A 13808-nucleotide genomic window follows, 5' to 3' on the forward strand; every position below is an offset into this window, starting at 1 on the left:
TCGGTCGTCAAGTCCATTGTTTACACATTCGTCTATGATTTTTCTTCTTTGATTTGTCAAGTTTTCTTTATACCAAATTAGATGAGCTTACCCTGATATTATGGATAGGTGGCCCCCAGCACAAAACGAATTTTTCGCACCCAGGCGGTGTGAGCGAGTAATTTAGAAAACCTAATTAACCATAATAGCTAGAATCGTTACGTCTACGAAAAAGTGGAATGTCATGCAAAAATTCAAGCACGGGTGAAAAAGCTACTCGCAGACAAAAAAGCACGAGATAAAAAAATAAGTTTTTGCTGAATCAAAAGCCAGAATTATTCGTCACTTAAACTATCAATTCCCTACTTATTTCTCCTGGAGGATGATTATGTCATCACAAATGCTGCGGTTGATATCTTTGGGCAGTCTTGGCTTATCTTTGTGTCTGGGCAATTCGGCAGCAATGGCACAATATGATTCTAATGGCGATGGTGTAGTAGTACCAACAGTACCATCAGGCGGCACATCAGCACCAGTCCCAATAGACACATCGACAGGCGTACCACCCTCATCTGACGGTACAACTCGGTTTACTTGTCAGACTTACAATGGACAGTATACTGTCATGTATCAGCCCCAAAGTCAACCAGGACAATTCTTTCCTTGGGCAGCGCCTGCGGCTTTGGGCGGTGGTTGGGATGCACAAAGGCGTTGTGCAGCAATTGCTAGCCGTTTAGAACTTTATCGCCCAGATGGCTTACAAGAACTCCAGACAGCCGTAGAAAATAACGAAAATATTGTCTGCGTCACAACTGAAACTAACCCAACCTGTAGAATTGTGCTAACAGTCCCCAATGGGAAAGATCCCTATGTTATCCGCAATAGCATTTTTCAAAACTTGACTACTGCTGACAGTGGACAGCAGACTATAGCCGTTAACACTTATGGCGATCGCAGTAGTGGAGGCAACGAATTATATAATTTAGGACGTACACTTCTAGGCGGTGGCAATAATCGGGTTAGTTCATCTAGAAGTGCGATTAATTTGAAACCTTTCCTCGATCGCCAAGATGGCGGTACTGGAAACAATTTGCGGAGTGGAGTAGCAATTCGTCGTCAGTCTCAACCTAACGGTGCTCGTCTAAATCCTGGTAAGTTCCGGTAAGCAAGAGTGGCTTTCAATACAAAATGACTTTCAAATAAAAAATATCCAACTACTTATTGTGGGGCGGGCATCTTGTCCGCCTTTTTTTATGGGCGTGAAGTTGCTGTCCCCCGACTTATTACAATAAGTCGGGGTCTAACATCCAACTGTATATTCTGAGGGCAACTCACTACCAAATATTTGTTCTTTTAACCTTTTGCTAGCGGTTTCTTAACGTTTCTGAGATAAATTGAGGTTGCTGAATATGGATTAATACTAGTAAATTACGTAGCTTTTTTTACTAAAAAATAGTTTTTTTGATAGTGATATTGCGATTGTCAATGTGACTTGATTACGTTTGCAAATTATTCCTGAATCCTGGCTTTTCAAGCGGTTTTTAAACAGTACAAAATAAATTGAAGGAGGTTATTAATGGCTTTGACACAAGGCGATATTGCTTTTATCTCTTTCAATGCCGATGAAGATGGCTGGTCTCTTGTCACATTTGTAGATATAGATCCGAATACTACCATTTACTTCACCAATAATGAAGCTACTAGCCTTACAGCTTTTAACACTGGAGAGTCATATTTTCCATTCACGTCTGGAATCTATTTCAGAATTAAACATGGTAACTACTAATACAATTCGCTTTTCTCAGTTCAACGCTTCTTTAAACCGTAATGCTGAAGGTCAGTTAGTCAGTGATTTGTCTACCCCTGACAATGCTCAGGCAAAGGCGGTTGCAGAAATCATCCAGCGCAATAACCCAGATGTATTGCTAATTAACGAGTTTGACTACTCCCCGGAGGCAGTTCAACTATTCCGGCAAAATTACCTAGCCGTTAGCCAGAATGGTACAACTCCCGTTGACTACCCCTACTTTTATATCGCTCCTTCCAATACAGGTATTGCCTCTGGGTTTGACTTAAACAACGACGGCACAGCAGTTACAACCCCAGGTGCAGCAGGATATGGCGATGATGCTTTTGGATTCGGGAATTTCCCTGGTCAATATGGGATATTGCTGCTGTCTAAATATCCCATTGACACTGCCAACATCCGCACCTTCCAAAACTTCCTTTGGAAGGATATGCCCAATGCCTTGCTTCCCGACGATCCGACAACCCCACAGCCAAATGATTGGTATTCTGACAAGGAATTGGCAGGTCTACGCCTTTCTTCTAAAAGTCACTGGGATGTACCCATCCAGGTAAACGGCGAGACAATTCACATCCTCGCCAGCCACCCCACACCCCCAACTTTTGATGGCGCAGAAGACCGCAACGGTAAGCGCAACCATGACGAGATCCGCTTTTGGGCAGACTATGTTACCCCTGGTAATGGTAATTACATTTATGATGACGAGGGTAAAACAGGTGGTATTGATGCTGGGTCAAGCTTTGTGATTGTAGGCGACCAAAATGCAGATCCATTGGATGGTGATAGTTTTGACAACGCTATTCGCCAACTGTTGCAAAATCCTAATATCAATACTAATGTCATTCCTACCAGTCTAGGTGGTTTCCAACAAGCAAACTTACAAGCTGGTGCAAACGCTAGCCAAAAAGGTAATCCTAGCTTTGACACGGCAGATTTTGCCGATACCACTCCTGGAAACCTGCGGACTGACTATGTGCTACCCTCAACTGATCTAACAATTGCCGACTCAGGAGTATTTTGGCCTCTAAATACCGATTCGACGTTTCCCTTAGTAGGTACTTTTCCTTTCCCCAGTTCTGACCATCGCTTGGTGTTTGCAGATGTACAAGCTGGGCCAACTGAAGCAGGTAAAACCATTCCCAGTATAGGATTTCTAAAACAAACTACCTTCGTTACTGGCTTTATTCCTGCTGGCGCGGCGGGAACTGTGAATGGGGTACAGACTCCAGTGGGTGGATTATCTGGTGTTACCTATGATGCTGCGAATAACCGCTATTACGCTATCTCAGACGATCGCTCCCAAGTTGCCCCTGCCCGTTTTTATACCTTCACTGCCGATTCTGGAGTGACTTTTACTAATGTCACTCCCCTAAAAGATACCAAAGGCAACTTTTTTGCAACCAATAGCCTCGACACAGAAGGTATTGCTTTAACTAACAATGGGACTGTTTTCATCTCTTCCGAGGGCGAAGTTAATCCTACTGCTGGTCGCGTTACTAATCCCTTTATTAAAGAGTTTTCGCTGACTACAGGGCAAGAAGTGCGATCGCTTCCTGTCCCTAGAAAATTCTTACCAGTGATTGAAGATACCAATAACGACGGCGTTGTAGATATAGGTGATACGCAGACATCAGGTATTTACAATAACTTAGCCTTTGAAAGCCTCACGATCACACCTGACCAGAAAACCTTATTCACGGCCACCGAAAACGCACTATCCCAAGATGGATTAAAAGCTTCACTTATTAATGGCAGCCCTTCTCGGATTCTGCAATACAATTTGGTTACTGGACAACCAGAAAAAGAATATCTCTACATCACCGATGCTATTCCCGAAGCACCAAACCCCAGCACAGGCTCTGCTGACAATGGTTTGGCGGATTTATTGGCAATAGATAATCGTGGTACTTTCCTGGCGTTAGAACGCTCCTTTGCCCAAGGTGTAGGCAATACCATCAAAATCTACGAAGTTTCTTTGCAAGGTGCAACTGACATTAGTTTCTACGATTCTCTCAATAATTTGAGTGCTGAACAACTAGCAGCTATTAAACCCGCCCAAAAGCGTCTGCTGTTGAATTTAACTGACCTCAATCTGCCCACTGATGCAAATCACCCGATTACAGGAGTAGATAATATAGAAGGTCTTGCCTTCGGCCCCAAACTAGCAGATGGTCGTCAGTCCATTGTACTGGTGAGTGACAACAACTTTAGCAGCGCCCAATATACCCAAATCCTCACCTTGGGTGCAGACTTAGTTCCCACTGCTGCACCTACACTAGAAACCCGCCCCGATTTATTTGACGATGACGATCCAGCATTACCTACTGTAGATCGAGATGCTGATGCTGATGACCCTGCCATCTATGTCAATGCCACCAATGCTGCTGATAGTTTAGTATTAACCTCAGTCAAAAATGCTGGACTGCGGGTTTATGACCTGTCTGGTAATTTGTTGCAAACAGTTAATCCTGGTGGCATTCGCTACAACAACATTGATCTGCAATACGGTTTTAAATTAGGCGGTCAATCTATTGATATTGCCGTAGCTAGCGATCGCCAAAATGATAAACTAGCAATCTTCAAAATTAACCCCAACACTCCCGGACAATATTTGGAAGATATCACCGATAGCAATATTGGTACTATTTTCCAAGCATCACCTTTTGAACCTCCTTATTCTGCATCCACTCGCAGTTCTTACGGACTTACCTTATACCGTAGCCCCGAAACTAATGATTACTATGTCTTTACCAGTCGTCGCCAAACTGGAGACATAGCTCAGTTCAAGCTAATTGACAAAGGTAATGGCAAAATTGGAGCAGAACTAGTGCGCGAGTTCACCATCCCCTCGCCCACCGCAGCAGAGCGTTCTCCTCAAACAGAGGGTATGGTGGTTGACCAAGAAACCGGCTTTCTCTACATAGCCCAAGAAGATGTGGGCATCTGGAAATTCAACGCAGAACCAGATGGTGGCACAACAGGTAAACTAATCGATCGCGTTCGTTTTGAAGGTGGTTCTCACCTCACCGATGACGCTGAAGGGTTGACCATTTACTACGGCAAAAACGGTACAGGCTACCTGCTAGCATCCAGCCAAGGCGATAGTACCTTTGTTGCTTACACTCGTGAAGGTAATAACGAATACGTAGGTAACTTTGCCATTGGTAACAATGGATCAATTGATAGCGTCCAAGAGTCAGATGGTGCCGATGTCATTAACGTGCCATTGGGGCCTAACTTCCCATTTGGTTTATTTGTCACCCAAGACGGCTCCAATGAACCTGCCAAAACTATCGATGGCGAAAACGTCAGTTCTAACTTTAAGCTGGTGCCTTGGGAAAATATAGCCAATTCTTTCCCCAATTCTTTAAATATCGACACTACTAGTTACGATCCTCGCAATCCCGTTGCCCAACCCAAACTGACTATCTATGAATTTGAAAACTTACCCAAACTAGGCACAACCTCTGAAAATCAAGATATTTTCTTGGGTGGTTTTTCTGGGTTGTATTTCCAAGGGTTTGCAGCAAATGGCAACCTGAAATTTGTCACCAACACAGACCGCGGCCCCAATGGAGAACCTGATGGTGTCAAAAGACCATTTTTATTACCCGATTTCCAGCCAGAAATAGTTAGCTTTGAACTCAACCGCACCACAGGTGAAATCAGTATTACCAACAGAACAGGATTATTCCGCCAAGATGGAACGACGCCATTAACGGGACTACCAAACTTGCAAGCTGGGGCAAATGGCACAGCCTACACAGATGAAATTGGCGTTGACTTAAATAATAATGTTCTTCCTAACGATCCTTTGGGTGCAGACTTAGAGGGAATTGCAGTTGCACAAAATGGTGACTACTGGATGGTAGATGAGTATCGTCCCTCCATTTACCACTTTGATGTTAATGGTAAGCTAATTGACCGCTTTATCCCTCAAGGAACTGCCACTGCACCCAACCCAGATCAACCAGCGGCAACTTTTGGTACTGAGGTATTGCCAGCAGTTTATGCCCAACGTCGCAACAACCGAGGATTTGAAGCTGTAGCACTCCAAGGTAATAAATTATATGCCTTTATTCAAAGTGCGATCGATAATCCAGATGTCGCCAATGATGCGACTTCCAAAGCTTCTCTCAACCTGCGAATTCTGGAGTTTGATATTGTCACCAAGCAGGTAACAGGAGAGTATTTATATCGCTTAGAAGGTCTACCAGGAACTGATAAGATTGGCGATGCAGTCTCCTTGGATAATGGCAAATTTGCAGTAGTTGAGCGAGATGACAATGATACGTCTGCTGGCAATAAATTAATTTACCAAATTGATTTAACTGGGGCAACCAACATCAACAACCCTGCTAATTTTACCTTGCCCGCTGGTAAAACTATTGAACAACTGACCTCTGCGGAGTTAGCTACTGCCAATATTACCCCTGTCAGCAAGAGTTTGATTGCTAATGCTGCTCAGTTGGGTTACACCGGGGTGGAAAAGTTAGAAGGTCTAGCATTGGTCGCACCCAACACCCTAGCCTTGATTAACGACAACGACTTCAACATTACGGGTAATACGGCTGCTGAGAAACTTGGCATTCTTGAACTACCCAATAACCTGACGACTGTAGAGCCTACTTTCCCGAACGGTTTTGGTTCTAGCAACAGCGATACTGTCAATCTTGAACCAGGACAATTCTTTAATGCAGGTGACGGAGCAGACTTTGTAGAAGGCGCTCAAGATAACAAAATCTTGGCTGGAAACGGTGATGATACAGTGCTTGCAGGAAGCGACTCTTCAGTTTTCGGAAATGACGGTAACGATCGCATATTTATTGGTCAAAATGGCTCAGTTCAAAATACCAGTGCTGATGGTGGCAATGGTGATGATGTTATTACCGTGGTGGAAGCCAGTGGTAGCAATAATTTGTTTGGAGCAGCAGGTGATGATAATCTCACAGTAATTGAAGGTACTCGTCAATCATTATTCGGTGGCTCAGGTAACGATATCCTCACGAGTAACGGTAGCAAGAACCGTCTCTATGGTGGTTCTGGCGATGACAAACTCTTCTCTAATGTTAATGACTCCCTGTTTGGTGGCGATGGCGATGATGTGTTATTTGCTAATCAAGGAGGTAGCGATCGCCTCAGTGGTGGTACTGGTGTCGATCAATTCTGGATTGCTAACGCCAGTCTGCCAACTAGCAAGAATATTGTGACTGATTTTGCGATCGGCATTGATAAAATCGGGCTTGGCGGTGTTGGGTTCGCACAATTTAGTGCTTTAACACTGTTGCAACAGGGTAGTGATACTATCGTAAAAACTGGAAATACAGAGTTGGCTTCGTTGCTGGGAATTACAGCAACTAGCCTTACAGCAAATGACTTCGTTTTCTCTGCCAGTATTGTCGCTTAATTTGTTCGCCTTGTTACAGCTTTATTACACAACCAAAGTTAATAAAGCTGTACTCCATTATTATTGCAAAAGCAATTAAAGATAAGGGTTATAAATAAATTATTATCTGACGAAACTGACAAGAAATGGAGCATATAAATGTACAGAAAATAACCTTTATATAATTAAAAATACGTATAAAGTTGTTAATCGCCGATTAGGTGCAAGATTACAATACAAGATTTCTTAACCAGCCCACAATTTTTTCACAACTTTGGCTATGTATGTTAATTAATATGCGATTCTCATCGTTAATTTTGATACCAAAACGTTCTAGTGAGATATCAATTGATGTTTGCCTCAATAGTACCAAAAGTTGAGTTAGTAGGCTTTGCCTCATTACCTGCTGATACTTTTAGTGATGGGCCTGCTTCTGGCGAAGATGTTTCAGCGAATGGTAGAACCGGACCTTTCCCAGGACAGCCAATCCAAGGCTTTAGTGGTGTTCAATTTGCTAACAACAACTCTTTCTACTTCCTGTCAGATAACGGTTACGGTAGCAAAGATAATAGTGCAGATTTTCTATTGCGAATCAATCGTCTAGACCCAAATTTTAAGGGAACAGAAAATGGAGACGGCAGCGTTAAAGTTTTAGACTATATTCAGCTGTCTGACCCTAACCACAAAGTTCCTTTTGGAATTGTTAACGAAGGAACTAATGACAGATTACTAACTGGTGCAGACTTTGATGTAGAGTCATTCGTCTTTGATAAAGATGGGACAATCTGGATTGGAGACGAGTTTGGCCCATACTTGCTGCATTTTGATACCACTGGTAAGTTGTTAGAAGCTCCCATCGCTACACCTGACCGCTTCAAAACTTTAGATGGAGAAGCACCTAAAGTTATTGGTCACAGAGGTGCAGCTGGCTATCGTCCAGAACACACCTTAGAGTCTTATAAGCAAGCAATTGAGCGCGGTGCTGACTTTATTGAACCTGATTTGGTTGTGACAAAAGATGGTGTGCTAATTGCCCGCCATGAGCCAGCTTTAGCAGTTTTGAATGCTGATGGCACTGTCAATTTCAACAACACAACCACAGATGTTTACAAACATCCAGAGTTTGCCGATCGCAAAAAAACAGTAAGTTTAGATGGAAACACAATTACAGGTTGGTTTGCTGAAGACTTCACTTTAGCTGAAATCAAAACTTTACGCGCAGAAGAACGTCTACCTTTCCGAGATCATTCCTTCGACGATAAATTTGAAATTCCTACCTTCACAGAAATCATCAACCTAGTTAAGCAAGTAGAAGCCGAGACAGGTAAAAAGATTGGTATCTACCCTGAAACTAAGCATCCGACCTATTTGGCCGATGAAGCCACCTATGTCGGCACCACGAACAAAATTAACAGAAACATCAGTCAGTTACTAATTGATGCGCTCAAGGCAAATAACTTCACTGACCCCAGTCGCATCTTCATCCAATCCTTTGAAGTGAGTAACCTCAAAGAACTGCACGATCGCATTATGCCTGCGGCAGGGGTAGATATTCCACTTATCCAACTTCTAGATGCCAGTGATATTGACATCAACGGCAAGATTATCGAGAGTCAGCCTTATGATTTGAAAGTCAGTGGTGACACTCGCACTTATGGCGACTTACGAACTCCAGAAGGCTTGGCTGAAGTTGCCACTTATGCTGATGGCATTGGCCCTTGGAAGCGGATGATTGTTAGTGTCAAAGGTACTGATGCGAATGGTGATGGCAAAGCTGATGATGTGAATGGGGATGGAGCAGTCAATGATGCTGATAAAACAACGTTACCTGCCTCAACCCTAATTCAAGATGCTCACAATGCTGGTTTGCAAGTTCATCCTTACACCTTCCGGGCGGAAGATCAGTATTTAGCAGCAGATTACAAAGGTAAGCTAGAGCTAGAGATCCAACAGTTCTACCAATTAGGTGTAGATGCGCTATTTACAGATTTCCCAGATATCGGGGATAAAGTACGGGATCAACTTAGAGACGATCCTCAGTATAATGTAGTGCGATCGCCACAAAACCCCGATGTACTTTCAGGAGATGCTTTTGCTAACTTGGCTAGCTCGAAAGGTTTTGAAGGTGGAGCAATTAACGCCAGCAAAACCAAGCTTTACTTCCTCCTAGAAGGGACAGTCCAAGGTGATACTCCTGGTGCTTTGCGGATTAACGAATTTGATTTAGCCAGCCACAAATACAGCGAGCAGTTACGCTCCTACAGATTGGATAATCCGTCAAATTCCATCGGGGATTTAGCAGTCATTAATGATAATGAGTACCTAGTCATTGAACGGGATAACAATCAAGGGGCTGCGGCTAAATTTAAGAGGATCTACAAAATAGACTTGTCTAAAACAGATTCTAATGGCTATGTCGCTAAAGAAGAAGTTGCAGACTTGTTAAACATCCAAGATCCTAATGACCTCAATGGAGATGGCAAAACTACCTTCGACTTCCCATTCCAAACCATTGAAAATGTTCTGGTTGTTGACAAAAATACCATTTTGGTAGCTAATGACAACAACTATCCCTTCTCTATCGGTCGTCCTGGAAACCATCCTCAAAATCCAGTCATAGACAACAATGAGATTCTAGAACTGAAGTTAGAGAAGCCCCTTAACCTTGCTCCTGGCTTAGGTCAACCTCAAGCTGAAGAAATTAATTTTGGCTCCACTACTAGCAATGATATTACCGTTCAGCCCAATCAAACCTTATTCACAGGTGACGGAGCAGATTTTGTAGAGAGTACTAAAGGTAACACAATTGTGACTGGGAATGGTGAAGACACTGTGGTAGTCGGTAGTGACTCCTCGGTGTCTACAGGAGACGATAACGATCAAGTCTTAATTGGCGCAAATGGTTCTGCTAACAACACTAATGCTGATGGTGGTGCTGGTGATGATGAAATTACCGTACTAGAAGCCAATGGTACTAATAATTTACTTGGGGCAGCAGGTAATGATACTTTGACAATTGTTGAAGGTTCGCGTCAATTATCCTTCGGTGGCTCAGGTAACGACACTCTCAAGAGTCAAGGTAGCAATAACCGTCTCTACGGTGGTTCTGGCGATGACAAACTCTTCTCCAGTGTCAATGACTCCCTATTTGGTGGCGATGGTGATGATGTGCTATTTGCTGGACAAGGGGGTGGCGATCGCCTCAGTGGTGGTACTGGTGTCGATCAATTCTGGATTGCTAACGCCAGTTTGCCAACTAGCAAGAATATTGTGACTGATTTTGCGATCGGCATTGATAAAATCGGGCTTGGCGGTGTTGGGTTCGCACAATTTAGTGCTTTAACACTGTTGCAACAGGGTAGTGATACTATCGTGAAAACTGGAAATACAGAGTTGGCTTCGTTGCTGGGAATTACAGCAACTAGCCTTACAGCAAATGATTTCGTTTTTTCTGCTAGTGTCGTTTAGCCAAAAGATGATTACTGCTTAGATTCAACATTCATTCATTAGTTAAGCTGTAGCGATTTTGCTAATGCGAGGGAATATCATTCCCCCGCTTTTTATATGTATTAGTAATTTTTTATTTAAAAATTATTCTAATTTTTGTCCCAAATCTTAACTTGTTTATAACTTTCCTTAAACATTGAAAAACTATCTTTTGAAACAGTAACCATTAAGTTCATTTAATTGTCTGCACTAGTTTGTGTGGACACTAAGCATTTTGTCGCCAAATACTACTTAGGTTTCTGTAGCCAATAATTTTTTGCTTGGGTTGAATGTAATTAATCGCTCAGTCTATAGACACACAATTGCTGCGTAGGCGTAGCCAACCGTAGGCATCGCTCGTAGCTCATAATACTTAAGGAGTAATCGGTATGGCTGATACAAACGGCAACGGTAGAAATGTGATTATTTTTGTTGCAGATGGATTGCGTAACGGTTCTGTAAACCCCATTGATACCCCAACTTTATATAGCATCCGTCAGCAAGGAGTTAGTTTCGCCAATAGTCATTCGCTGTTTCCGACATTTACCACCCCGAATGCTGCTGCGATCGCCACGGGACATTATCTTGGTGATACAGGTGACTTTAGTAACACTATCTACACTGGTTTTCCTAGCCCTAATGCCAATGGTAGCGTCACGCCATTTATTGAAAATGATGCGGTTCTGGGGGATATCGATGAAAAGTTCCCCGGTAACAACTTTTTAGATGAAGAGTCACTATTAGCTTACGCGCGATCGCAGGGTTTCAACACCGCAGCCGTTGGTAAATTAGGACCAGTTGCCATCCAAGATGTCACACAAGTTAACCGAGAAGGTGGTACTACGGGTACTATTCCTACTCCCGATACAATTATTATTGATGACACTACAAATGGTGCAACACCGCCGACTACAGCTGCTGGTTCGCCTTCTGGTGTTCCACTCGATCCAGATATTGTCAATCGCTTACAAGCCGCTGGTCTAGATGTAAAACCGACAACACGAGTCCAACCAGCTGGGAACAACACAACTCCAGGCACCCTGAATGCCAATGTGGCTCAACAACAATATTTTGCAGATGCCACTACCAAAGTAATTTTACCCAAGTTTCAGGAAGATGATAAACCATTTGCATTGGTTTACTGGTCGAGAGATCCCGATGGTAGTCAACACAATCAAGGTGATAGCTTAAACACCTTGACACCAGGTATTAACGGCCCTACTTCCAAAGCTGGGGTCAAAAATGCTGATGATAATTTAAAGCAACTTCTTGACTATCTCAAGAGTACAGGCTTGGACAAGACTACTGATGTCTTTATTACTTCCGACCACGGTTTTTCTACCATCAGCAAACAAGCTATTGATAGCCAAGGTACAAAAACTACAAGTTATGCTGCCACCCAAACTTATGCAGGTGTAAATCCGGGATTTTTACCCGCAGGTTTTGTTGCGATTGATTTAGCTCACGATCTAGGTCTACCCTTATACGATCCTAACCCTACGACTCTTCCCCCAGACCTGAACCACATCCAGTATGCCACTGTTGATGCTACACAAGGTCAACGTCCTATTTCTGGAAATGGTGTAATTGGAGGTACAGGTCAGGTAACGAATGGCCAACTTGACCCAGGTACAAAAATAGTTGTAGCTGCCAATGGTGGTTCTGACCTGATTTATCTGCCTAATGGCAATGCTGATTTAGCTAAACAGGTAGTAAATTTGCTTTCGCAAAAAGACTACATCAGTGGTATTTTTGTAGACGATGCTTATGGAAACATCCCAGGTGCTTTACCTTTGAGTGCGATCGGGCTAAAAGGTGATGCTCAAACACCAGTTCCATCTATAGTTATCAACTTCAAAACCTTTAGCACCGACCCAAATAACCCAAACAACCCTCAAGCTCAAGTAGAAATTGCTGATACAACTTTGCAGCAAGGGCAGGGGATGCATGGCAGCTTTGGCCGAGGTGATACCTTCAATAATATGGAGGCTATTGGCCCTGATTTTAAACAAGGTTATGTGGACTATGCACCCGTCAGTAATGCTGATGTAACACCTACACTTGCTCGTATTTTAGGGTTAGAAATTCCCAGTAATGGCGATTTGAAAGGTCGTGCCATTACAGAAGCACTGGTGGGAGGCCCGGATGTAGTTCCCTCCACTAAAGAAGTCTTGACTTCGGAAGAAACTACTAATGGTCAAGCAACAATTCTGGATTCTCAGAGTGTAGGCAATACTCAGTACTTTACAGCCGCAGGGTTTGATGGTCGCACTGTTGGACTAACAACACTAGACCTTCAATTTGGTTCTACCAGTAGTGATGATGTCACCCTTAAGCCAAATCAAACCTTATTTACAGGTGACGGAGCAGACTTTGTAAATGGTACTAAAGGTAACACAATCCAGACTGGAAGCGGTAATGACACGGTGGTAGTCGGTAGTGACTCCTCGGTGTCCACAGGAGAGGGTAACGATCAAATCTTGATTGGTGCAAACAGCCCTGTTAGCAACACTAGTGCCGATGGTGGTAATGGTGATGACGAAGTTACTGTAGTTGAAGCCAATGGTAGTAATAATTTATTTGGAGGCGCGGGTGCTGATAATTTGACAGTAATTGAAGGTTCGCGTCAATTATCATTTGGTGGTTCAGGTAACGACACCCTTACCAGTAACGGTAGCAATAACCGTCTCTACGGTGGCTCTGGAGATGACAAACTCTTCTCTAATGTGAATGATTCGCTCTTTGGTGGCGATGGTGATGACGTGCTATTTGCTGGTCAACAGGGTAGTAATAGGCTGAATGGTGGTGCTGGTGCTGACCAGTTCTGGATTGCTAACGCCAGTCTGCCAATTAGCAAGAACATTGTAACTGATTTTGCGATCGGTATTGATAAAATCGGGCTGGGCGGTATTGGCGTGACTCAGTTTAGTGCCCTAACCCTATTGCAACAGGGTGCTGATACTATCATAAAAACCGGAAATACAGAGTTGGCTTCATTACTACAAATTACCTCAACTAGTCTGAGTGCAAATGACTTCGTTTTTGCTGCTAGTGTTGTGGCTTAGTCTGTTCGCTTAGTGCAGCTTGGCAAAAATAACTATCAGTTGAAATAGCGGTTTTCAATTACGTAGACTACAGCAAATAGTTCGT

General features: G+C 43.2%; 5 protein-coding genes. All 5 read left to right on the top strand.

Translation table 11 applies throughout. The features are described 5' to 3' along the window. Positions 1–367: 367 nt before the first annotated feature. The 5 genes from V7K41_RS08275 (at position 368) to V7K41_RS08295 (ending at position 13723) form a co-directional block, all read left to right on the top strand. A complete protein-coding gene (locus V7K41_RS08275; RefSeq protein ID WP_334847143.1) occupies positions 368–1144 on the top strand; it encodes a COP23 domain-containing protein in 777 nt (258 codons plus the stop codon). 411 nt (positions 1145–1555) lie between these two features. Then, positions 1556–1765 (top strand): hypothetical protein, encoded by a 210-nt coding sequence (locus V7K41_RS08280; protein ID WP_334847145.1) that lies wholly within the window; start codon positions 1556–1558, stop codon positions 1763–1765. Further along, on the top strand, positions 1752–7193 hold the full coding sequence (locus V7K41_RS08285) for a phytase (RefSeq protein WP_334847147.1): 5442 nt from the start codon (positions 1752–1754) through the stop codon (positions 7191–7193). Before V7K41_RS08280 ends, V7K41_RS08285 begins: the two co-directional genes overlap by 14 nt. 342 nt (positions 7194–7535) lie before the next feature. After that, positions 7536–10640, top strand: coding sequence for an esterase-like activity of phytase family protein (locus V7K41_RS08290; protein WP_334847196.1), 3105 nt, complete (start codon positions 7536–7538; stop codon positions 10638–10640). A 407-nt stretch (positions 10641–11047) separates the two neighbouring features. Continuing rightward, the gene (locus V7K41_RS08295) at positions 11048–13723 is read left to right on the top strand and encodes an alkaline phosphatase family protein (protein ID WP_334847149.1); all 2676 of its coding nucleotides are present in this window, start codon (positions 11048–11050) and stop codon (positions 13721–13723) included. Positions 13724–13808 lie beyond the last annotated feature (85 nt).

This window comes from Nostoc sp. (assembly GCF_036917415.1).
In the GTDB taxonomy this organism is placed as follows: domain Bacteria; phylum Cyanobacteriota; class Cyanobacteriia; order Cyanobacteriales; family Nostocaceae; genus Nostoc.